Source organism: Aliivibrio thorii, from assembly GCF_057368585.1.
Genome location: NZ_CM170654.1, coordinates 1706088 through 1730645 on the forward strand (window position 1 = coordinate 1706088; position 24558 = coordinate 1730645).

General features: G+C 37.8%; 20 protein-coding genes and 1 pseudogene. 5 read left to right on the top strand and 16 right to left on the bottom strand.

Annotation, left to right across the window (positions count from 1 at the left end):
- Positions 1–106: 106 nt before the first annotated feature.
- On the bottom strand, positions 107–2782 hold the full coding sequence (locus AC2IP4_RS07705; RefSeq protein ID WP_375322293.1) for a peptidase inhibitor family I36 protein: 2676 nt from the start codon (positions 2780–2782) through the stop codon (positions 107–109).
- Positions 2783–3089: 307 nt separating this feature from the next.
- Between AC2IP4_RS07705 and AC2IP4_RS07710 the strand changes: the two are divergent.
- Positions 3090–3600, top strand: a pseudogene (locus AC2IP4_RS07710) (methyl-accepting chemotaxis protein); the annotation flags it as partial.
- A gap of 94 nt (positions 3601–3694) precedes the next feature.
- Here the strand turns inward: AC2IP4_RS07710 and AC2IP4_RS07715 are convergent.
- The 5 genes from AC2IP4_RS07715 to AC2IP4_RS07735 all read right to left on the bottom strand — a co-directional run bounded on the left by AC2IP4_RS07715 (position 3695) and on the right by AC2IP4_RS07735 (position 8829).
- Positions 3695–4150, bottom strand: a complete 456-nt coding sequence (locus AC2IP4_RS07715) for an exoribonuclease R (protein WP_375322292.1) — start codon at positions 4148–4150, stop codon at positions 3695–3697.
- A gap of 9 nt (positions 4151–4159) precedes the next feature.
- Complete coding sequence (locus AC2IP4_RS07720; protein WP_375322291.1) at positions 4160–5464, bottom strand: DEAD/DEAH box helicase; 1305 nt, start codon at positions 5462–5464, stop codon at positions 4160–4162.
- Positions 5465–5637: 173 nt separating this feature from the next.
- Positions 5638–6927, bottom strand: a complete 1290-nt coding sequence (locus tag AC2IP4_RS07725; RefSeq protein WP_375322290.1) for an NAD(P)/FAD-dependent oxidoreductase — start codon at positions 6925–6927, stop codon at positions 5638–5640.
- 385 nt (positions 6928–7312) lie between these two features.
- Positions 7313–7864, bottom strand: coding sequence for an alpha/beta hydrolase YcfP (ycfP, locus tag AC2IP4_RS07730; protein ID WP_375322289.1), 552 nt, complete (start codon positions 7862–7864; stop codon positions 7313–7315).
- Positions 7865–7992: 128 nt separating this feature from the next.
- The gene (locus AC2IP4_RS07735; RefSeq protein ID WP_375322288.1) at positions 7993–8829 is read right to left on the bottom strand and encodes a phosphotransferase; all 837 of its coding nucleotides are present in this window, start codon (positions 8827–8829) and stop codon (positions 7993–7995) included.
- Between the two features lie 442 nt (positions 8830–9271).
- Here AC2IP4_RS07735 and AC2IP4_RS07740 point away from each other — a divergent pair, with 442 nt between their 5' ends.
- Entirely contained in the window at positions 9272–10015 is a 744-nt protein-coding gene (locus AC2IP4_RS07740) for a class I SAM-dependent DNA methyltransferase (protein ID WP_486310155.1), read from the top strand.
- A 95-nt stretch (positions 10016–10110) separates the two neighbouring features.
- On the opposite strand, the gene AC2IP4_RS07745 is transcribed toward AC2IP4_RS07740, so the two are convergent.
- The 5 genes from AC2IP4_RS07745 to hinT all read right to left on the bottom strand — a co-directional run bounded on the left by AC2IP4_RS07745 (position 10111) and on the right by hinT (position 13457).
- On the bottom strand, positions 10111–10449 hold the full coding sequence (locus tag AC2IP4_RS07745; protein WP_375322286.1) for a YggL 50S ribosome-binding family protein: 339 nt from the start codon (positions 10447–10449) through the stop codon (positions 10111–10113).
- Positions 10450–10604: 155 nt separating this feature from the next.
- A complete protein-coding gene (gene lpoB, locus AC2IP4_RS07750) occupies positions 10605–11195 on the bottom strand; it encodes a penicillin-binding protein activator LpoB (protein WP_060990773.1) in 591 nt (196 codons plus the stop codon).
- Between the two features lie 59 nt (positions 11196–11254).
- Positions 11255–11644 (bottom strand): YcfL family putative periplasmic lipoprotein, encoded by a 390-nt coding sequence (locus AC2IP4_RS07755; RefSeq protein ID WP_375322285.1) that lies wholly within the window; start codon positions 11642–11644, stop codon positions 11255–11257.
- Positions 11644–13041, bottom strand: a complete 1398-nt coding sequence (locus AC2IP4_RS07760; protein ID WP_375322284.1) for a COG3014 family protein — start codon at positions 13039–13041, stop codon at positions 11644–11646. The genes AC2IP4_RS07755 and AC2IP4_RS07760 overlap by 1 nt, the downstream gene beginning before the upstream one ends.
- Positions 13042–13106: 65 nt before the next feature.
- Entirely contained in the window at positions 13107–13457 is a 351-nt protein-coding gene (gene hinT / locus AC2IP4_RS07765; RefSeq protein WP_060990770.1) for a purine nucleoside phosphoramidase, read from the bottom strand.
- Between the two features lie 301 nt (positions 13458–13758).
- Between hinT and AC2IP4_RS07770 the strand changes: the two genes are divergently transcribed.
- Positions 13759–15750, top strand: a complete 1992-nt coding sequence (locus tag AC2IP4_RS07770) for a methyl-accepting chemotaxis protein (protein ID WP_486307204.1) — start codon at positions 13759–13761, stop codon at positions 15748–15750.
- Positions 15751–15832: 82 nt separating this feature from the next.
- Here the strand turns inward: AC2IP4_RS07770 and AC2IP4_RS07775 are convergent, their stop codons facing one another.
- Together AC2IP4_RS07775 and AC2IP4_RS07780 are read right to left on the bottom strand one after the other, a co-directional pair.
- Positions 15833–17215 (bottom strand): alpha-amylase family protein, encoded by a 1383-nt coding sequence (locus AC2IP4_RS07775; RefSeq protein ID WP_486307203.1) that lies wholly within the window; start codon positions 17213–17215, stop codon positions 15833–15835.
- A 163-nt stretch (positions 17216–17378) separates the two neighbouring features.
- Positions 17379–17852, bottom strand: coding sequence for a LabA-like NYN domain-containing protein (locus AC2IP4_RS07780; RefSeq protein WP_130045289.1), 474 nt, complete (start codon positions 17850–17852; stop codon positions 17379–17381).
- A gap of 94 nt (positions 17853–17946) precedes the next feature.
- Here AC2IP4_RS07780 and AC2IP4_RS07785 point away from each other — a divergent pair, with 94 nt between their 5' ends.
- A complete protein-coding gene (locus tag AC2IP4_RS07785) occupies positions 17947–18405 on the top strand; it encodes an RNA methyltransferase (protein WP_060990765.1) in 459 nt (152 codons plus the stop codon).
- Positions 18406–18439: 34 nt separating this feature from the next.
- The gene (locus tag AC2IP4_RS07790) at positions 18440–19420 is read left to right on the top strand and encodes a phosphotransferase (protein WP_486310156.1); all 981 of its coding nucleotides are present in this window, start codon (positions 18440–18442) and stop codon (positions 19418–19420) included.
- A gap of 128 nt (positions 19421–19548) precedes the next feature.
- Here AC2IP4_RS07790 and AC2IP4_RS07795 read toward each other — a convergent pair whose 3' ends face one another.
- From AC2IP4_RS07795 to AC2IP4_RS07805, 3 genes are all read right to left on the bottom strand, one after another.
- Positions 19549–23352 carry an SIR2 family NAD-dependent protein deacylase gene (locus tag AC2IP4_RS07795; protein WP_486317121.1) on the bottom strand — a complete coding sequence of 1268 codons (3804 nt, stop codon included), beginning with the start codon at positions 23350–23352 and terminating at the stop codon, positions 19549–19551.
- Between the two features lie 72 nt (positions 23353–23424).
- Positions 23425–23964, bottom strand: a complete 540-nt coding sequence (locus AC2IP4_RS07800) for an SLATT domain-containing protein (protein WP_486310159.1) — start codon at positions 23962–23964, stop codon at positions 23425–23427.
- 317 nt (positions 23965–24281) lie between these two features.
- Complete coding sequence (locus tag AC2IP4_RS07805; RefSeq protein WP_486310160.1) at positions 24282–24458, bottom strand: hypothetical protein; 177 nt, start codon at positions 24456–24458, stop codon at positions 24282–24284.
- Positions 24459–24558: the final 100 nt, after the last annotated feature.

Genomic DNA, 24558 nt, shown 5'->3' on the forward strand with positions numbered 1-24558 from the left:
ACCTACAACAAATCAAATTAGTTACGTTTAGGCACTTTGGGTAAGAACCAGGAGGACGCACTTAATGGCCCTCTTGGTTCTTGGTAGATTGAAAACGACCTTGACGCTATGGACGCGACATTATCTTAATGGAGCTTATATTGTTGCTAAGTGCTTCTTGGGCATTACCACTGGAATTTCGTGTATAGTACCTACCTGCAAAGTTGGCATCTTCATAAAATCTAACCACCCAGCCCTCAGGGATGATAAATGATTGTAAGCGATCATTCATTGAATCAAGGAAGGCCATATCTGACGTAATTTCCATATAATCACCCCCATAATTATTGTAATCAAATATCACAAGATTATTTCTAGGGCTTAATATTTTTACTGAGTTTATTATGTCATGAAAGCCATCGGCATTACCGCTTGTTGCTCGCGTATAGTACCTACCTGCAAAGTTGGCATCCTCATAAAATCTAACCACCCAGTCCGTTGGTAAAACCCATGATGACATTTTGTCATTCATTTCGGTACCTAAATCGTGCTTATCCGATGTGATAACCAATGAATCTCCTTGCTGATTGCTGTGTTCATAAATCACAACACCTTCAGTGCCATGGTTTTGTTGGAAAAAGTTGATTGCTTCAGCGTGAGTGGTGTTTTGAATAGCGACTACGTCATGTCCAAAAATACTCTCAGGTTTATACGGAACTGATGTTATGAATTGGGATTTCTTATCGACACCCATGACCAGTTCAAACGGTTTTTTACTGAACTTCTGATATGACTTAACTTTTGATTGTTCTCTGAATATCTCTGAATCTTGATTCTCAATATTTAAATCAGTGGCGACGCGAGAGTCTGTAAGCTCTAGTTCCCCGTTATAACATTGAGCGACGCCTTTAAATAGTTCATTGTAATAGATACAGTAATCACTATTCTTTTGGATGTCTTCAGCTTTCACTAAAGATAAATCCACATCTCCTCTTGAAAGGATGCTAGATGATAAATTCCCGATACTTTCCATTGATTCGGTTAAATAGAATGGAGGCTTATTTACTCTCAAGTCCGCTTTAACCCAATACCCGTCAGGAATATTTACGAACGATATATAAGACTGAGGGCTTTGAGGTTCTGAATTTTCACTTATACAAAATGAAGGCTCATTTAGATTCTCCTTATCAGCGTAAAAACATGCATTTTCAACAGAATTGAGGTCAGAGTCTGTTAGTTTTGACATCATGTGATTGTTGATCAGCTCATAGGGGAAATCGTTGGTGTTATAATCGGTTTTCTTAACGTTATTGAAATTAGTCAGTGCATGGAAATTATTTGTTTTTGTGCTCGTATCAATAAATAGCGTCATGCCATCAGATATGCCAGGTATATAGGCAAGAGCAATTTCAGATGTACTATTTCCAGGGTTTCTAATGTTATCTGCAAGTTGCCATATATTAAACCCCATGCTTAAAAGTTGGTCTGGGCCAAAACTCTTTAAAACACTAACGGGATTTGTCAGTCTAATAGATTTTATTGTTTGCTTAACACCATTTGTTTTAATACTGTTTTTAAATCGATTAATATTGTCAAGTGTCCCAAGATTCCCCATTAAAATCCCTTGGTAATGAGACGTAGTCCATTGTTTAAATGCTTTCTTTAACTCCTTTTGAGTCCTTTTGTTAGATTCAAATTTAATTTCATTAAATTTTGTCTCAAGACTTATAGTATTGTCATTCATTACCATTGTAATAAACCTTGAAAAGTCGTCATTTGTAGAATCTACACCATTCAATCTAAAGTTAACAAGTTTAGACCAAATAATCTTAACCGCTGTCAATGAGTTGTTTTTAATGCTTTCATCGGCAGCACCGGCGTTGAAACTTGGGGACTCCAAATCAAAAAAGATGTCTCGTAATAGATCTACTCCAACATATTGTATTTTATCGTCTCTCCAAAACTCATGATCTGTAATATTTAAATCTGACATGCCTGTAAAATGAGGGTAGCCGGTAATGTTAGGAACATTGACTACAATATCAACGATGTCAGCCAGTGCATTATCCCATACAAATTCATTTTCATTTATAACTCTAGAGCCTTTTTTAATCCTTATTATTGCAGGCTCATCGTATTTAAAACACCATCGTTCATTTGACTGTGTTTGGATAGCTCCTTTCTGAATAGCCATTCTTGAGAAGTTATTAATGGCAGCTTCTGGGTGATCTCGTATGATATAATCCGGTGCAGGCAAGTCAAAATTATTTGTTTCTTGATTGTATAGTGATACTTGAAACCACCATTGATCTGGTGAATTAACAAACCCTAAATTTGTGATGGAGTTCGCTGCATCAGCTGCAATGTCGGACAATTTATATCTTCGGTGGGTATAAATACACATTCGATCATCTTCAATTGTCGGCTCATAGGTGCTTGGCATGCCATCGGCATTCATTAAAAATTGCCAAACGCTATTTGTGGCTCCCGGTGGCTTCTCACCATTATCATAATAATCTTGAACAAGCCCTGCTAGATTTTCAGAAAATAATGGATGCACGCTTCTTAAACTTAGCCCCATTGGATTATTTACAAAGTCAATTTCTGAATTATCAAATGGGACTCTATTTAATGCATAGTGGTGAAAATTAAAAATAGACACCGGTCCCAATGGGTTTCCTGCGTTTTCAATTATCCTATGAATATCTGGCGTTTTTGTATCAATTTCAATAAGAGTTTCACTGTGTGCATTAATTGATAAGCACAGTAAAAAAGTACTATAAGTAAACCTTTTCAACATCATTACTTTAACCTTCTTCCTATCATGGGTAATATAATAACTATCTGTAATGTCTAACTTTAAATATATTATATTTATCCAACTGAAAAAGGAATTAATAATTTGAGTTAATAAATAAGGTTCATCGCAGATTAGCGGGAATTGAAAACAAAAACGGCAGTTAGTGGTAAAGTTACATCGCCAAACACAACTTTTCACAAACTGCCGTTTTCATGCCAAATAATACTTTTTTATCATTCTGGAAAGGTTTTCAGATCGTAAAATCTCATAAAACTGATTCATTAATCTCTATAACCTTAAAGCCTGATGGCAAATGGCGACCACTGCAAACGATATTACTGCAAACGCGTTATCAGCTGAAGGAGAAACAAGTGCGGCGTTAGTTCTTTCTTCTCATAGTTTAAAACGTTACAAGAGTCCTTTTGCATTATTGAAGAGCTAAAAATCTTATCAGATAACACCAGCTCTATGGTTGACGTTATTACTAACATTTCAGACCAGACGAACCTACTCGCTTTAAATGCCGCGATTGAAGCTGCACACGCAGGTGAACAAGGGAGAGGTTTTGCGGTAGTTTCAGATGAAGTTCGAGCACTTGCGGTGAAAACTCAAGATTCGACAGCCAATATTCAAACGATCATTGCAACCCTACAAACAAAAGCAACTAAAGCCGTTGATGCGATGGAAAATATCAGACAAAATTGAGGCCATATTTCAAAAAAAGTAACTCAGCTTGTTGATATTAACTCATCAGTTGCGACCGCTTCTAAAGAGCAATCGTAAACCAAAACATCGCTCATAATGTGGAAGACATTAAAAACAGAAGTCAATTTCTTCAAAGTCTCTAATCAATATAATTAAGTGCACAATAAAAAACCTTCACTCAGAAAGATGAAGGGCTTTTATTTATACTATTCAAATCACTGATTTTTTCGCAGCGATTGCGGCGTAATCACCAAGTAATTTGGATAAAATCGGCAACCAATTTAAAGCATCTGTTGGGGGCTTAGCTAAGATTTTCTCAACTAATTCACAATGCTCTTCTAACGATACCGCTTCTTCTAAATTAAATAACATTGCATAAGCATGCCATAAAACAAGACGCATCATTCGTAAGCTGTTTTGTTGTGAATTTTCAGACTCTGAAAATGCATGAGTCACTTCGCCAAGAGCGACAGCAGCAAGACGAAGCATGGCATCTAATTGAGCTGTTTGCATACGATCTGGATCTGCCGTTTCTTCTTGTTCAAACGTAAAGATCTCTTTTATTGTCTCTTCAGGCACCATACGACTAATCACACGATGACTGAACTCTTCAAGATCATGACGCGGCATTGTTACTAAACAAGAGAAAGTATAATCACGTTCCATTTTACTCTCCTACTTTTTAAGCTTAGTAATACCAGCTTTCTTTTGGATCACATTCTTCAAACGCATACGACGTTCTGCAGAAGCCTGATCTTGATTCACGTTAGTCGCGTTATTTGTGCGACCTTTACGATCTCTAAATCCAGCTTTAGTATTCACTTTTTCGATGTAAGCATCACGGCTCTTAGGCTCGTAACCTGCTTGAACTACACGGTGAATACGTTGCTGAATTAGTGTTTCAACTTGAACAACCGTTAATTCTTCTTCACGGCTAACAAACGAAACCGCATGACCTTTTTTACCTGCACGACCTGTACGACCAATACGGTGAACATAATCTTCAGCTAAGAAAGGCATGTCATAGTTAATTACGTGTGGTAAATCAGCAATATCAAGACCACGAGCAGCAACATCCGTTGCAACCATTACACGTGCTTTACCTTCTTTAAACTCTTCTAACGCACGACGACGAGCACTTTGTGCTTTATCTCCGTGACAAATAACCGCTTTAATACCATCAAGCTTAAGCTCTTTAACAATGCTATTTGCTGTTTCTTTGTAGTTTACGAATACCAGAACTTGCTGCCAGTTTTTACGACCAATCAACTCTGACAGTAATTCCGTCTTACGCTCTTCATCTACAGGATAAACAACGTGAGCAATCGTTGATGCCGTCATATTTTCGCGGTCAACCGAAACACGCTTTGGACGACGTAGAATATCGCTCGCCAATTTGTTCATTTGTGCCGAAGACGTTGCTGAGAACAACATGATTTGTGGAGCGGTATTCACTTCCATCATGATGTTACGAATCGCATTAACAAAACCCATATCTAACATACGGTCTGCTTCATCGAATACTAAAAATTCAAGATTCGCGATAGAGATGTTGCCTTCTTCGATATGCTCTTGAAGACGACCAGGAGTCGCAACTAAAATATCAACACCCGGATCTAATGCTCTCTCTTGAGAAGACATTTTCTTACCGCCAAACACTGCCGTTACTGATAATGACGTGTATTTTGTGTAATCTGCGATGTTTGATGCAATTTGCTCTGCTAGCTCACGAGTTGGCGCTAAAATCAAAGCACGAGCTGAACGACGGGTTGCTGTTTTTTTCGAATCAAGCAATTGCTGAATCACAGGCAATGCAAACGCAGCAGTTTTACCAGTACCGGTTTGAGCATTCGCAAGAATATCATGACCTTTACGTGCCAAAGGAATGGCTTTTTGCTGGATTGGGGTTAATTTCTGATAACCACATTCAGTTAATGCTTTTACGACTTCAGGTGCGAAACCTTGAGATGAAAATGACATAAAGTGGATTCCTTAAGCGAACAGTCTATGTATTCAGTGATCTATAATTTAGCCGCGCATTATAGATGATTTACGGTGAGTTAGCGCACATTTTTTGTAATTCAATCATAAAAAAAGGCAGAAACACTAAAGTATTTCTGCCTTTTTATCTATTTCGTTTTAAAACAACCCGATTAGTGAAGTTTTAAGTTTGGACGTAGAACTCGGTTAATACGCCCTACTAGCATAATCAAGGTTGTTTTAAAGAGACCGTGCAGTGCAATTTGGTGCATACGATACAGTGAAATGTATACAACACGTGCGATACGGCCCTCAACCATCATAGAACCTTTAGTTAAGTTCCCCATTAAACTACCAACTGTTGAAAAATTACTTAATGAAACTAAAGAGCCATGATCTTTATAGATATATGGTTTCATTTCACGATCAGTCATTTTAGCAACAATGTTTTTAAACGCATGACTTGCCATTTGGTGAGCAGCTTGTGCACGAGGAGGAACAAAGCCACCATCTGCTTTTTCACATGATGCCAAATCACCAATAACAAAAATATCATCATCACGTGTAGTTTGTAACGTTGGCTTAACAACAAGCTGATTAATACGGTTAGTTTCTAAACCTGCAATGTCTTTCATGAAGTCAGGCGCTTTAATGCCAGCAGCCCATACCATGATTTGAGCTGGAATAAGCTCTCCTTCTTTAGTATGTAAGCCTTCAGAATCTGCTTTAGTTACCATCGTCATCGTTCTAACGTTCACACCAAGCTTCGTTAACTCACTGTGTGCTGCAGAGGAAATACGAGGAGGCAAAGCAGGAAGAATTCGCTCACCCGCTTCAACAAGGTTTACATTAAGCTTTGCAGAATCTAAATCACCAAAGCCATAAGCGCGTAATTCTTTAACCGCATTATGAAGTTCTGCTGATAGTTCTACACCCGTAGCACCCGCACCAACAATCGCAATATCAACTGTTTTTTGTGTAGGATGAGCATGCAGCTTTAAGAACTGATTGTTCATCTCAGTACGGAAACGGTGTGCTTGCTCTGGGCTATCAAGGAAAATACAATTTTCACGAACTCCTGGAGTATTAAAATCATTCGACGTAGAGCCAATCGCAAGAATTAAGTAATCATATTCAATCTCTCTTGTCGGAATAAGCATTTCACCGTGTTCATCTTTAATTTCAGCGAGAGTAATGAATTTACGATCACGATTAATATCGCACAAACTGCCCATTTGGAAATCAAAAGAATGGTTCTTTGCATGTGCACGATAGCTAATAGCATCAACACCTTCATCCAAAGAACCTGTCGCAACTTCATGCAACAGTGGCTTCCATAGGTGACTTGCTTTACGATCTACTAATGTAACTTCAGCACGGCCTTTACGACCCAGTGTACGACCAAATTTAGTAGCAAGCTCTAAACCACCAGCCCCGCCACCTACAATAACAATCTTAGTCATTACAATTTTCCTCTAAAAAATAAAAAGGGGATTAATTCGATTTGATCGAATCAAAAAATTTGTGCTTTCCTGCTTTTTTACATACTTAAATGAGTAAAAAATAGAAAGTCTTGAGGAAACAGTGTTTACGTTAATGCAAGATTGAGCAATTTATACTTCTTTTCATTGTTTTTTGCATTATATATCCCTATTTCAGATGTTATCAAGCAGATATAGATGTTATGTAGAAGATTTCTTTTGAGGTGTAAAATAAATAGGGAAATTGTTCTATTTTGTAACAGGAGGTCGTTTCTTTGGTTTAGATCAAAAAACCTCACGATATTGTGAGGTTTTTATTATGTTACGACTATTTTTTATTCTCAAATCGAATTTACAAAAATAGCTTTTAAATCAGTGTTTCTGCTTCTTTAAATACTTTCATTGCCTGTAGATGTTGAGAAATTTTCTTAAATTTATGCGTTTCGTTTTCATCCCAAATAATTTGATAATAAGGTTCTAACTCTGTCGCCGTTGCCGAATTATCACGAATTTCATCACTTTTAGATAAAATACATAAGCAATGTTCTTTATTTTTACTACGGAACTTCTCAACACACTTAGTTGCAATGTCAGCATACTCTTCAGGACGATCAATACGTCCTTCCATATTCACTTCTGGGTGCAAGTTAGGATTAAAAATAACCTGACGGATCCCACATAAAAAGCCAATACGTTCAGCCCAAAAACCACCAAGACCAACACCACAAATAATTGGATTTGGATCACCCGCTTGCTCAATAACCTTATGCACTTCTTTTAATAAGTGCTGCATATCATGCTTAGGATGCAGAGTGCTGTAATTAATGAAACGAACATCTTCATCGATAAATTGAAGTTGTACCACTTTCTCATGATTACCAGGGCTTGTTGAGTCAAAGCCGTGAAGATAAATAATCATGTTTCCCCCTGTTCCTGAATAAGAATTAGTCCATATAAGTAAATTTAATCTACCATGAAAATTATGGTTTTAAAGCCATTAACTTAAGCAAAACTGAGAACAGTGATCTAGCCTAGGTAATTACCGATTTATTTTTTAATTAATGGCATTAATTTCTTTAACTTGCTCATTTCTCGTTCAGCCAACTCTTGATAGCACGCATCTTTCAGTAACTGATGGCCTAGAGAAAACCATAACGCCCCCATAAAACAAACCCAAGGCGTCCACTTATTCACCGCTTGCTTCCATTTGTTTTCATCAAAACCTCGTAGCAGGCAATAACGGTGAATAACCTCATCAGCATCGAACTGATTAGCAATGATCATGGTTGCTAAGTCTTGGCTTGGATCTCCGATAGAAGCGTATTCCCAATCAATCAACCCATACCCTTTCTCTTTGACAATAATATTATAAGCACCAATGTCGAAGTGACATAAACAAGGAGTAAATAAAGGCAGTTCTTCTTCTTGAGAGAAGTAATCAACATAAACTTGCATTTCACTTGTTTGGTTTTCTGGTTCTAATGATGACCAATAACTCAAAATACGTGATTTTAAGCTCATCACATCATTTTTAACTTCATCGTTAAACCCATCCAAAGCAAGTTGATGAACTGATACTAATAGTTCAACCGCAACGTCTTTGGCTTTATCCAGCTCAATCACATCACCCTTAAACCATTCAACCAATAAACCCTCATCATTTGAGCCGTAAACATTGGGAGCAAAAGACACTGTTTGCAATGCTGTTAATATGACTTGTTCTTTGTCTCTATTTGCCCCAAGTACTTTCGCTTGCTCAGATACTGGACGCCAAACAAAAGTTCCCTCTTTCGCTTCGACTTTTAAACAGGCATTAGTTAATCCACCAGACAGTAACGATACTTTGTTAGTATTTAACCCAAAGCCATCAAAATTAATATCCATATCTACTCCATAAATCTCGTAATAACATAAGCTTATAAAAGTTTATCACAATTAACCAAGCGCTTTTATTCTGTCTCTAATTTGCATTAAAAATTGATTTTAAAATCTTAATAATTTTCGCTATTCAAACCTAATAAATTGGATTATTATCCGCGCCCTACGCGTCTCTTCTGGCTTAACTATTATACAGTTCCTCATCAGACGTACTTCTTATACCAATCACAATAAGTAAGTGATCAGAAATAGCGCAGGAAAAATGCTTGAGAACAAGGCGAAGTTTTTCGATAAGTAGTTATTCTACAATCAAAAATTTCAACGTAGTTATCGAGCATTTTAACCAGTTAGGATGAACAGTTATTTACTACGATTGGTATTATATACCTATCCAAATAAGCGGTTAATCAAACACTTAGAGTAGACTGGTGTTATTTAGGATCGAGAGATGTCCTCTAACGCTTTATATACCGATTTATCTGGCTATTACGATTTAATGTGCGCTGATATCGACTACCAAGAGCAAAGTAATTTTGTTCGTCGCATACATCAAATCTTTGGTAATCAAGGACGAAATTACCTTGATTTAGCTTGTGGTACCGGCCCACACGTTAAACATTTTATTAATTACGGATATCAAGCGAAAGGCTTAGACATTAACCAACCTATGCTTGATCTTGCAAAGTTGCGAAATCCTGATGCTGAGTTTATTTTGCATGACATGAGTAACTTTACGGTTGATGAACCTTTAGATTTGATCACCTGCTTTCTTTATTCTATTCACTACAATGCAAATATTGAAAAATTAACAGAGTGTATTGCCAGTGTTCATACAGCATTGAAATCAGACGGTATTTTTTGCTTCAACTCTGTCGCTAGAAACAAGATTGATAATCGCTCATTTGTAAAACATGCAACTGAATATGGAGGTAACCAATTTACCTTCCAATCCGGTTGGAACTATTGTGGTGATGGTGAGCAGCAACATTTGCTACTTAAAATTGAGAAAACAACGGATAGTGTTACTGAGATTTGGGATGATAAGCACCCAATGGTAGCGGTAGATTTTGAGCAACTGCAAACGCTGTTAGAACCGTACTTTGACGTTCATTTGTTTGAACATGATTATGAAAAAATCACACCGTTAAATAATGGTTCAGGCAATGCTATTGTGGTTTGTGTAAAAAAATAGAGCGTGCATTCTATTTTTAATAATACAGAAAAAAATCCGCCAACTGAGGCGGATTTTTTATTTATATTCTGGTGCAGGCTAACTGCATTACAAAATTATAAATAGTTAGCATCAACTAATTCACTGATCTCAACTTTATTTACTTCAGCACGGCTGTCTAGCCAGTTAGCAACTAGAAGCTGCTCTTCTGCTGTTGCTGAACGGTAACGCTCAGTTGAACATACAAAACCTTCAAACAGCTCTAGACCACCACCACAGAAACATAACTCAATGCTGTTGATGTAATCAATGAAATCATCTACGAATACATCGTATTGGTCAAAATCTTTAAATTCAGTTGCACAGCTTACTTCAAAACCAAGAAGCGCAAACTCGCCTAGGTATAATTTTTTACGAATACGGCGATTTTTGTTTTCTAACTTATTAAGTTTCATAGTATTTCTCTCTTTGATTTATCTAGCACTACTTATACTCCTTTCCATCACTTTTCCCAAGCTTTGATTGAAAGAAATCAAGAAATTCAAATACAAAAAAACCAGAGCAGTTTCCTACTCTGGCTTTATTAAGCTATCAATTAAGGTTTAGTGTATTACCAACCTAATAGACTTTTCTCTTGTTGTTTACGGATCTCAGTTTCATCAGCCCATTCAATTAGGCCTGTTTCTAAATCCATTAAACGCATTGTCATTTTGTAGTAAACGTCTTTGTCGCTACCTGCATTTTTCACGATGCTAGAAAGGTTGCCATAAAGCATGTACTGAGCGCCGACCATTTTACCAAACTGAATCGCTGTATTTTGATTTACTAACTCATCATTGTTTTGGAAGTTAAGTTGTGAGCGAACAGCTTCTACACGGTCCATATCAACAAAACGGAACTTACCAGAGTTTAACAATTTAGTGCTGATAGAGTCAGTAACTGATTCAGTATCAATGTGCTCACTTGTTTTGTTCTTAATGCTTTCAACAAAAACAATTGGGCGATTGCCTTGAGTAATTTGAGCAACAGCGCCAGAAGACAGCATGCTTTCAGTCATCTCGCCAGCAATTTTCTGTAAATCCGTCGAACCAAAATCAACAGTTGTTGTTTCAACTGCTTGAGCGTCGCCGTAACTTACTTTGTTAGAACAGCCACCGAGTAATACAGCTAAGCTTAATAACGCAATAACACTTTTATTCATTTTTTATTTACCTCTAGTGAGTGTTTTATCTCAAATTATACCAATACAATTCATTGATATTACTCTAATGTACGAATTTGAACACGGAATTGAGTTGCTTCTGGCTTCATTGCGACACCTTGGATGCTCATTGTATCTAAGCCACGAACAATAAATGTACGCCAAGGTGAATCAGAACCATTAACTTCTAGGCCTTGGTCATCATACCAGTAAAAACGGTATTGAAGCTGTTGATCCCCTGTGAATTTACTTGTTACTGACACAATACCGCGAACTAAACCATTGTTATCTTGAGTGCTAATTTGCTCCACAGATAAGCGGTTACCGAGTACATTATCGCCAAAAAGTACTTTTTGAGTACTGCTATCAACACTAATCCCTGCAGTTTGGCTTGAACTACAAGCAGCCAATGCCAATGGTAATAGCAAAACGATAAGCCATTTTTTCATTATATTTCTCCTAATTGTTTATGCCACCATGTGACGGCATTTCCTTGTCTTGATACCCAGACGACGACGGTATGACCTTCTTTTATTGTAAAGTTTAGCTCATTTCCTAAATATTGGATTTGGTTCTCTCCCGCTTTTACATTCACACTTGCCACACTGATCATTGATGGCAATGTTTGCCAACTACGTGTGTCAGGTTGTTCTGTTAACGAGTTAAATATGGTTAATACCGCATTCGCCAAATCTTCTTCTTTCGTGTTTCTTGATGTTTTTCGCAGTTCATCTTTAGCGACAACACGTAATGCTTGACGAATAACCATCGCAGGAATTCGTTCATTTAAGTCATTTCGTGCCATTAACGTCACATCAGCCAATTGATCTGAGGCTAATGCTTTATTATTTACCTTAAGTGGTGAAAACACATCACGATTTGTATTTTTGTAATACGGCAATGCTAAATTATACTGCACAAAGTTACCTTGGCTATCCCACATTGGTAATCGTAATCGCCAATCAGAAAGTTGCGGTAGAATCCCCTGTTCATCAATAATAATGACACGACTATCAGTGCGTTTTGGCACTTTATAAGCACCATATTGCTTTTCTAACAAAGTAATATCATTACGCATTCCCAAGCGACGAGCAAGACGTTGGACTGACTCAATTACCGTTTTATTGTTCGGAGCTACCGCAAGCGCTCGCTTATAATCTATATAGGCATCACTATAGTTACTATTTGTTTCAAACAACAAACCAGAGTAATAGAAAAGATAGCCATTTTGCACAGCAGCTAATTTATTACCTACATCAGGGTAATTCGCTAAAATAGCACCAACATTTGCATCAACACCTTGCTTTTTAGCGTCTTTTTCTGCTGAACGTAGTTCTTTTTCTCTATCTCTCTTCGCTTGTTCTTGAATGTAATTTGCTTTTCTAACTTCAATCAAAGCACCTTCCAAATCATTATTTTTTAAATAATTTAATGAAAGATAAAGGTGTAAATAACCCAGTTCGTAATCCGCAGGCTTATAATCAATTAAATTATCATTCGTCACCAAAGAACCGACTTGGTTCGCTGAATCAGAAACAGAAATTACCGCTTGATCACTTTGTATTCTGGCAGCTTGTTCTGCTCCCTCAAAATCCGCTTTACTTGCTGCATACTGGTCGCTCAGCAAAGCCACTCGGCCACGTTCTAGGTTATCAAGGATTGGGCCACCCACTTCAGGGGCGTCCTCACTGTACGCTTGCTTCGCCTGACCATTTTTTACTAGCAGGTAGGTGTCATCCGTCTGAGCTGAATAATGGCTAAATAAATTACCGACAGACAGGTTAGCGCACCCCGTCAAAAGCAGAGTAAAAGAAAGAATAATGGATTTTTTTAGTATCGATGTCATTAAAATAGAAAACTCTCAGTCTAAAAAAGTAAGGCTCCTAACTAGGGAGCCTTATTTGAGATCGATTAACTTAATAGCATTGGACCTAATGGACGACCACCCACAAGGTGCATATGAATATGATAAACTTCTTGGCCACCATGAGGATTACAGTTAACAATCAAACGGTAACCGTCTTCAGCAATACCTTCTTCAATCGCTATTTTCTTAGCAACTGTAAATAAACGTCCCATAACTAATTCATCTTCAGCTTCCACATCGTTCGTGGTTGGGATCAATTTATTTGGAATAATTAACACGTGGCTTGGCGCACGCGGATTAATATCACGAAACGCAGTAACTAAATCATCTTGATAAACAACATCCGCTGGAATTTCTTTACGAATAATTTTGCTAAAAATAGTTTCTTCAGCCATGACTCATCTCCAATAAAACACAGTTTTTTATTTTCTACTGCCTCTAGTATGCGTTACAAATTTCTCGAAAACAATCACTTGAACTATAACTTAACGACAAATTAAGCCTTCATCTGCAAAAATCCCTTGAATAATTGAGAGTCATCTCTCTTTATGTATTGTTAATTTTATAGATATGGTCACAGCAGGTAATAGAAAATAATCATAATATGAATACTTACTGTAAACATATTAAGACTGAGTGTTATTTATACTAATCAACACTAGATTTAATAAAATCAATACTATAGAGAGATAGAACATGAATAGTTCGGTAGTACGTCGAATGTACGCAGGATTCTCGCTTATCGTGATCTTGTTTATTACGACGGTTATCCTGATGCTCAATGGAACGAGTAATATCCACAATCAGATGAAGTCAGTCTCTTCAGACTCTTTACCTTTAGTCAGCTTATCTAATGAAACCAGCGTTGCTCTTCTTGCGGCTGACAAATCTTTCAAAGACTTCTTAACCACTAATGACCCAGTTCAAATGCAGCAAGCACGACAAGCATTTGTTAGTGCAGAGACAACGTTTAATAATACGTTTCAACGTCTAGTTAATGTTGCCGAACAACAAAATACAGGCACTCAACAGCGTTCAGAACTTACTGATATTCAAGCTGCTTATTTCAATGAAGCACAAGTCGCAATGGACAACTATCAAGCTCTACTACTTGCTGATAATGAAAAACAAAAAGCAACTCGTAGCTTTCAACGCCTATACACAGAATTAAGTGTAAGAATGAAAGAGTTCGTCAACGACCAAGAAAGCATTGCGGTTAAAATGATGGCAAAAAGCTATTTTGTAAAACTTGAAGATGCCGAGCTAATTACCTCTGATGCATTAGCAAGTAACGATGTAGAGTTTGTAAAAAAAGCCGTTAATCAAAACAAAAAAGCCGTCACTCATTTAAATTATGCTTATCGTGGTTTAGTGAATCAATTACCTCAATTAAAAGAGACTTTTGATAAATCGGTAAATCAGTTCAGTGCTGAAGTAGGGAAAAAAGAAGGAATTCTAAATACTCACTTTACCTATCTAAGTGCTAAAGGTGCGCTTTACAACAACATATCTAACCTCGCTCGCCAAATTGATAACGCACTGGTATTACTGACCTCGTTTAATGAATTAGCAAATCAAGATCTGCAAACATCATTACAACAAGCTGAAGTTATTTATCAACAAAGTGTGTATAAAGCGATAGCATTAGGTGTGGTTGTTTCTCTACTTGCGACTATCATTGGTTTCCATCTTGCATCATCAGTAAGAACACCACTGCAAAATATGCTAAAGATATTAGAGTCACTAACTTCTGGAGACATGACACAGCGCATTCAGACTAAACACAATACAGAGTTTAGCCGCGTATCACGTCACATCAATACTGTCGCGGACAATTTACAAAAAGTACTTCTACAGCTAAGTGGGGCATCTGATGAATTAACAGCGGTTGCTCAAAATAACAGCTCAACGGCAGAGAAAGCAAAACAACAGCTACTCAATCAACGTGAACAAACAACAAGTGTTGCCGCTGCGATGACTCAAATGGAGCATTCAGTTGTTGAAGTAGCATCAAGCTCAGAAAGTTCATTATTGAAAGTACAAGAAGTTGAAGCCGCCTCAGAGCATGGTCAAAAAGTCATGGCGAATAACATTGCTACCATTGAACAATTATCAAGTCGCCTTGATGAATCTGTTCAAGCCGTTGGAAATTTACAAAAAGTCAGCAGTGAAATTGGCTCCATTTTAGATGTTATTAATAAGATAGCAGAGCAAACTAACCTATTGGCATTGAATGCCGCAATTGAAGCAGCTCGTGCAGGGGAACAAGGGCGAGGCTTTGCGGTTGTTGCCGATGAAGTTCGTATTCTCGCTCAGCGCACTGCAAAATCAACCTCTGAAATTGAAGCCATGATTGCTAATCTTCAATCAAGTTCTAAAACCACAACAACCGTTATTGAAAGTTGTGTTGAAGATATGCAACAAAGCGTAATGCAAACGAACGAAGCCAATAATGCGATGGTGATGATCCAAAGCCTAATTGATGAGATAAGTCACATGAGTAATCACATCTCTCAAGCAGCCAACGAACAAAGTGCAACCACCACAGAAATTGCACGCAGTTTAGAAGACATCAGTCACATTGCAGAAGAGAACCAAACCGCAATGAATGACATCGCTAACGTCAGTTCGACATTAAACGAATTAGCTCACCAACAGAGTGATATCGTGCATCAATTTAAGGTTTAGTTTAACGAGGGAAATAATTAAGTGGCAAAAACAAAGAGGTGGATAAATTATCCACCTTTTTATCATTTTCAGAGATGAAAACTTAGCGTGAAAATAACATGTAAGAATTCGCAGGAATAAAGAAGCGAAGATTGCCTTGTTGAGGTGCGTAATAACTGTTAGAGATGTTTTCTAACCACACAACATCAGCTCCCACAGCAACATTCACTTCGATATTATGATCCGATTTATTTAATGCCACCAAACCACACTCACCTCTTGCAAAGACTATGTGCTCATCACTGGCTTCGACCAATCGTTGCTCTTGTCCATACATCTCATTATGAAATGACATTAACTGAGTCATACGAGTACTTTTCCATTCATCCTTCCAACGAGGCTGTTCTTCCTCATTTTTAACCCCACTGGTTTCAAGCTCTGAATACACTAATGGTATTCCTCCCTCTCGACCAAATAAATAAGCATAAGCAAGCCATTCGTTCGATTCGCTCATGACCAAATCTTTAAACACATCGTTATTTGGAATATCGTGAGTAATGGCAAATATTATTGCTCGAAGTGGGGACAGCGCCATACCGTAGCAATAAGGGTCAATTAATGATTTAAACGAACCTTTATTTTCTAACGCTTGATACAAGGAATTGAACAGAGGAAAATCATACGCTCCCAACGTCGTTCCTTGTAGATAAGGATTTAAAAACGTTTCATATTCTTCTTTTGTCGCGCCACCATCAGTAATGATCTCACCAAAGATATGAACGTCTTTTGTTATCTCTTCATCCCATACTTTATTTAAGTGTTCAAGCGTCATGTGTTTTGCCGCATCAATACGGAAACCTTTGACACCAAGCTGTTTTAATGCTTTTAGATAAGCCCTTTGCTGCGTAACAACATGTTCATTATCAGATAATGTTGGTAAACCGGGATCATGTGGCCCACCAGAAATTCGTCCGTTTTGCACTTCCCATTTATCATTCCAGTTTTCAATACCGAACGCCTCAACGAAATCAGATTCAGAAAATAGTGGCTGAGATAAATCACCAAATAACGTGAGTGATTCATACTTTTTAGGATAGCGAGCATAATCCTCTCTATCCCATTGATTAGGGAACTCTAAATCAGCTCGAATATCAGATTCATTCGCCATATGATTAAACACAACATCAACGTAAACCCAAATATTAAATTCGGCTAAGCGTGACACCATACGAGTGAAATCAATAGTATCTCCTAATGGGTTGTCTATAAGGCGATAATCTTGAGGTTGATATCGTTGCCACCATTGAGTACCCGATGGCAAACGAAGAGACTTCATCGCAGGAGAGACTAAAACCGAGCGGTAGCCCAAACTGGCAATCAATTCAGCTTGTTCAGCAATATCTTGATAAGTCCAATCAAAAGCATGAAGTATAATATTACTGACAACCGGAACTTCTGTTGAATGCCATTGTGTTTGCTGGCTCATTATTTTTTATCCTTATAGGTAACGTCATTCAATTATAAAAAGTCCCTATTTTTCTGCCCTCCTCCTTAACTCTATAAAATCCAGTATGAGGCCTTAGGCGTAGTTTGATAAATAAGTACTACTCAATAACGTTACAATAAAGAACATTACTTGTTAACTTATTCTATAATAACAAGTTATCTTCTATTGGAATAAAGCGATCAGCGGCTTCTATAAGTGAATTAGCCGTTAAATTTTGCACGCCATACACTTCAACTTCTTTATTAAAACGTGACTGAATTCGCTTAACGAGTAAGTCAAAATCCCCATCGCCAGACAAAATAACCACAATATCCGCCTGCTCTGCCAACTCAATCGCATCAAGGGTGATACCTACGTCCCAATCACCTTTTGCTGACCCATCACGACGCTGAATAAAAGGCTTAAGCTTTACATCAAAACCAATACCACGAAGGATATTATGAAACTGCTTTTGTTTGTCATCACTGCGCGCAATCGCATACGCATTAGCCCCAACCACCTTACGGCCATCGGTCACTTTTGCCCATAATGCGTTGTAATCAAAATGACGTTGGTAAACATCACGCGTGGTGTAATAAATATTTTGTACATCAACAAGAATCGCAACGGTTTTCATATTTCGCCTTCCTAGGAAATTATCCAATGAGTCTATATGAATCCCTTTAATTTAGGTATACTTCGCGCAAATTTTGTATTGGAAAGACGGTAAAATGACTAAAGGCTACTCTTGTATTGGATTGGTAAACCCAAAAACACCTGAAAACGTAGGCTCGGTAATGCGAGCGGCAGGCTGCTATGGCGTAAACTCGGTATTCTACACGGGCAGACGTTACGATATCGCTAAACAGTTTTGTACGGATACAAAAAGCCAGCATCTTAACGTGCCATTGATTGGCGTTGAAGATCTAAAAGACATCATTCCTTTAGATTGTGTGCCTGTGGCGGTTGATTTAATTGAAGGCGCAAAACCGCTGCCAGATTACAAGCACCCACCACGTGCGTTTTACATTTTTGGCCCAGAAGACGGTACATTGAAAAAAGAGATCACTGATTTCTGCCGTGAGACTATTTATGTACCAACTAATGGCTGCATGAACTTAGCCGCTGCTGTGAACGTGATCATGTATGATCGCATGGCAAAAGGCGAAAACTTCTCAAACCATAAATAATCTACGTTAAGCTAGATGAATAAAGGAACTCGACATGTTTGATTTATCACGTATTTCGGGTTTCGAAAACGCATCAATTGCCCAAACCGATACCCTACAAACCTTGTGGGGCGGTTATGGGGAGTTGGTGCGTTTGCATTTAACCCATGCACCCACCTCTTCTATCATCATTAAACAAATCACCTTACCCAAGCCTAAAGTACATCCTAGAGGTTGGAATACGGATTTATCACACCAACGTAAACTCGACTCATACCAAGTGGAACTCAATTGGTATCAAGATTACGCCAATGCGGTTTCTGCTCATTGCCCTGTGCCGCGCTGTTTATACGTAGAGCAGCGTGATAACGAGCTCATCTTAGTATTGGAAGATTTAACAACCTGCGGATTTCCCATCGTAAAAACTGGACCATTACAAACCAGCGCCTCAATAAATGAAACCAAAGCCTGCTTAACTTGGCTTGCGAACTTTCATGCCGCACACCTTAATGTTGAACCAATTGGATTATGGCAAATTGGCACGTATTGGCATTTAGACACGCGCCCTGATGAGCTTGAAGCCTTAACGGATTTACCATTAAAGCAAACCGCAGTTAAGATTGATGAAACACTAAAAAACACCCGTTACCAAACCTTGGTTCATGGGGACGCTAAGTTAGCGAACTTCTGCTTCTCTGAAGATGGTAATCAGGTAGCTGCAGTAGATTTCCAATACATAGGAAAAGGCTGTGGCATGAAGGATGTGATTTTATTTATCAGCAGCGCGGTAAAGCCAGAACAGTGTGCAGAGCTTGAGAGCGAATTACTGGATCATTACTTTGCTCAACTTAAAACCGCCCTATTGCGTTTAGGCCACACCAAAGCAAGTGACGATATTGAACAAGAGTGGCGACCACTGTTTTGCATTGCTTGGGCTGATTTTCAACGCTTTGTTAAAGGCTGGAGCCCAGAGCATTGGAAGATTAATGGGTATACTGAGGGGCTTAAGTTAAGGGCTTTGGGTGTATTAGATTAGCAATGGATATTTATATTATTTAAATGATTTCTTATTTTTAAACAAAAGAGTGTTAGAAGAATAGATCTAACACTCTATTTAATTTAAGAAAAATACTCTAAGATTTCAAATTCTTGTAATGATTCTACCTACCTTGATCTTGCATCCCACTTTCTTTTTAGTTCAATTAAACGTTCGTCTTCACTTAATTCGTTACTAATTTTCATCATTTTATCTAAATAACTACCAATATCGTACGGCCATTTGTTAACATCGTCAGGTAATACTGTGTTCAAGAGTAATAAAAGATCATTAGGATACTTTTTGACAACATTTTCATCATTCAAGTAGATGTGATTAGCTCTTTCTAATTTAGTTAAGAACGGAATTATTAGCTCTACTACCTCTGAGAAATGCTTTTCCGACCAAAATGCAATATCACATAATCGCTCGGATACAGCCGGAGACTTAGCTGCAAGCTGTTTAGGCCAAACATTTGACATAAGCTCTCTAAATGGTTGTAGCCATTTTTCTTTATCTTTATTTCCGCCATGCCTAGCTTGCCATAATATTCCACACCTAAAGTCATCGCTTGCTTTAATTAATACTTCTTTTAATTCAAGGTCAGATACCCACCTTTCATTCTCATCTTTAATTTTCCAAGCTGAGTAAATTAATCCCACAATAGCATCCTGATGACCTCGGCTTTCAACGTCACCCTTACATGCCAACTCAAAAAGGTTTGATTTCAGAATTGCGAATAACTCTTCCCCTTGAATGCCTCCCCGCAAAACACCAGCCCAAAATGCCTGACGATCTTCTATAGAATGAGAGCTTAAGGCAGAAAGCAAGTTCTCTTTAGTCCACTCAGGATCAACGTAAAAACAAAAACTTAAACTACGGCTAAGTATAACCATAGCATAACGATGTAAATCATCAGGTAAAGCTAATAATTGGTTTAACAATAACAACAAATTGCCAGAAAAGCCCTCTCCAGATTCAAAAGTACCGCTGTGCTGTGATTGCAGTATTGCACGAGTTAAATTTCCAGTTGGTGAATTTATTGACTCCATTAACCAATCAGGGGCTTTACTTCCTCGTATAATTGAGGATACTCCCTTAGCAGGTTGTATCGACATGGCATCAACCAATTTAAAAGCTAACTTAAAGTATGTTGCATGATAGTTATCAGTCAGCACACTCGTAGATTTTTCAAACCAGTTTGATACTGAACGAAGTATTTTTGCCAAATCGTCACTAGTAAAACTAGACAAACGCTCAGCAATTAACGCTATAAATCGAGGTTTATCATTCTTACGGGTTTCAGCATAAAGGAAAGTATCCCAAGCCCATTCAACAACGTTTCCTTTCTTTGCCGAATAAGTTAAAGCATTGAAAGCTCGAATTGGTTTTTCTTGTGATAAGCCAAGAAATGGGTCTTCATCAATTAAAAAATCAGCTTGTCTACCAGATAATTCACTTGCTCTTTCAAGGATGGAGGCCAATGACTCATCAGCTAACAAAGAATAGTCTGTATTTTTTGTTACAAAGCCGCCGCGAGATTCAAAGGATCGTGCTGCATCTTCCGCATGCTCAGGCTGCCATTGAGGTGTATCTTCTCTTAGCTTATCTGTATCTATTGTTAATTCACAACCATTTTGTTTTAACCAAGTTACTCTATCCAGAATATTCCTCGCTTTCCGTTCCTTAAATCTACCTTCATCTTCGGTTTCCCATGGTTTAGGTCCTTGCAATATTCTATTTTCTATTGTGGAACGGCTGCATTTATCGAGTTCTTGCCATCTGGCTACAAAAGCTAGAAGCAAGTCTCTAGCATGAGAACTATCCCAAAATGCTTCGTCTGATAGTTGATTTAAAGTAGCACTAATACTGTCATTAGGCACCAGATTGGTTTTCCCTAATGCCCAAATCCTTAACCTTGCAAAGATAGTATTGTCATCGCATGACCACTTTGAAAGCTCCTTCTGAGCGGCATCAAGATCAATCAATACTAATTTCTCTAAGTAAGAAACAAACAGTAATACCCATGCAGATAGGCCATAAGATCGACTATACCTATTCTCTGTATTCTTCTCGGGTGTTAACGAACAACTCAGGTTCAGACCGTACCCTCCTATTTCGTTTTCTAACTCAACAGCAAGCTCAAGATTACGTCTCAGGATTTCAACGGTACGAATTATCCATTCATCAGGAATATCTAGCCTTCTTGGTAGTTCAGGGTAATGGACATCCAAATGAATTAAGTCATTTAAACTAACCTGCTCTCGATTGAGCTCATTCGAGGTTCGGTAAGGAGGAGTAACCTTGATGTATGGCTTAGTTACCTTTGCAAGATGCCGTAATTTCCTGGGGCACCAGCCATTGTTCTTTATTGCTCTTTCCAGAGTAAACCAGTTGAGTTCTCCTCTTTTATCAATTTGTTCAAAGCCGTCCAAAATATAGCCCCATGCCTCACTGAGTGCACTATCCATATCTTTAGAACGACGCTCTAATTCAGATTTAAGAATTAATTGAACCCAAGGATGAAGGCATTTTTGTTTCGTAACCCACCAAATTGCTTCTGGTTGTTCTGCCACTTTACTCAACCACCCTGCTAATGTGTTGAGCCTTTGAGGTAAAGTAGAAAACTGAGGGAAATTAGAATTATCTCCTCTAAAACTGATAACACCTTGCTCTTGTGAGCTTTTTATATCAAGTAAATTAAATTCAAAAGCACTCCACACATCTGTAGGAATCTCTCGTTTACTATAAAAATCCTCAGGATCAGTATATTGTGGAGTACAATCTGAGTCCAAAGAATAAAGATAAAATGGATCTACAATATCAGCTAGGTTTTCTGTACTGGATACATTCTTATGGGGAGTTTCATACCTCAACTCAGGATCAAACACATAAAGCCAAGTTGCAGGGGCTAATATTTCACTATTAGCAAACTTTTTAGCCCCTTCAGTTGTAGAAACAATATGTGCAATTTGACCACGTTCAAAGGGCTGTAAGAGGTGAGGCCCCATTCCAGCTTTTGTGATTATTCCTTGATACCAGGAATCTGGATCAGAAGCCCTCCCAGCCCAAGCTTCCAGAGTACTCCAAAGTGCAACATGCCCATTTGTATCGTCATACGCAATCGCTTTTACTCCTTTATGGTGCCATTTTGAGCTAGCGTAGCTTTCATTGCCAGATTGAAATGCATATATATCGTTAAGATGGCTTGAATTCTTATTGAGCGCTTCTAACAGATACTGAATTGGCGGATCGTCCGCGGAATAACCTACAAAAACTACGACATATTTTTCCAATATCCCTTTGACGAATGAAGTCGCCCAACCATTAGCCAAGTAAGCATCTCCAAATTCTGAACTTGATAGAACAAAACCGTTGCTTGCCGCTCCTGTCCCCCCCTCGTTTACTTTACCATGAAGATATACTGTGCCATTAAATTCATTTGGATGACTAAGATCAGGTAATCTTGGGGGAATAAAGGTATGTATATCTGGTTTGCAAAGATCAAATAAACAATCAAAGTTAGTTGTTACCAAACGTACTAAGCCATCCTTCGTTGTAGCTAATTTAAGCATCGTTTGGTGGGCACTGAGGTCAACTTCTCTCTCAGGAGTGAGAGCCTTAGCTACTGATTTATATATATCTTTCGTTAAAAACTCTTGTTCCAACAAACCAAATATCCTATCTGCCGAAACTACTCCTTCCACTCCAGTTCTACTGGTTATTTCTTTAGCAGCATCTATAAGCTTCAAGGCTGGACTGCTTGTTTCTACACCAAGCTCTGATGTTACAAATGAAGCTAGCCCAAAAAAGTCGGAAAAACCGGCTTTTGCTCTCGAAACCCCTGCACCACAGAAAAACACAACTCGGCCTTGGTCTCTGGCTAATAATAGTTCATCAGGTATGGAAGGTCCGTTTTCAAGAAATCGCATTTGGTTTCCTTCTATGCTACAAAGATTATTTTAGATATTGTGAATGAAGCAATGACTTAGCATATTTAAATTCTAAGTAGCTTTTTCTGCTTTCTTAATAGCTCTTCTTGTTGTCAAAGGAGCATCAGTAGAAATATAACTCCACTCAAGCTTTATTTTATCAATTTCGATTTCAATACAAGAATTGTCAATTGAAGGATCCTGTCCTATTTTAGCTAAAAGATACTCAATACTTCTTCTTATATTTCCATATCGCCCAGCAGCAGAACGATGCTGTTCCGCCCTTTCTGCAAATCTCGATTGAGAAACAACTCCAGATAAAAAAGCAGCCATGATGCCAACAAATATTACGAAGTACTGCATATTTTTCGCATTAAGCTTAAATAACCAAAGGTTTACACTCGATATACCATGTAAATCTTTTCCATAAGCAAAAAAAGACATGGCTGTAACAAAAACAGTCGATATAATAAGCAACCACCCTGTAACATTAGCTATTAAGTAAAGGGTTTCTGAACGGCTATAATGTCCAATCTGAGCCTTTATTATACGACCATGCCAATCAATCAACGTTGACTCATAATTAATGTTAACTATCTGATTCTCTATCATTTTTACCATCGTTATGTTCTGATATGCATTACATGAATCAAATTAAAATCAAAGTTACCTTTAAAATAATAACAATAATTTAATTTATTCATGTACCTAACCTATTTGAAATATATTGCTTATTATAACTAAATCTTTAACTGATTACTTTAAATACCAATATGTAGCATTTCCATTGTCCTCCGTATCATTTTCATTACGTAAAACAACTAAACCGAGTAGTTATAATTACTACATATTATTTAAACCAATGAACTATAAAAACATATCCAATTAAGAGTGTTTGAAGTTGATTGTAGTAACCAAGAGTTAGATTATTATTTAGCAAGTTGATATTCACCAATGAGGCTCTCAAGTGGAATGTTCAACTTATGATTTAAGTTTCTAATCATGGTGAGTGAAAGTCGTCTCTTTCTTTTCAAGATCTCAGTCACTCGGCTGCGTTGCCCTAATATTGGTGTCAAATCACTATCACTTAATCCAAGCTGTTCCATTCTAAATTTAATTGCCTCAACTGGATCTGGCGCTTCAATTTTATAATGAACGTTTTCGTATGCTTCAGCTAAAGTGGTTAAAATTTATAATTCATCAAAC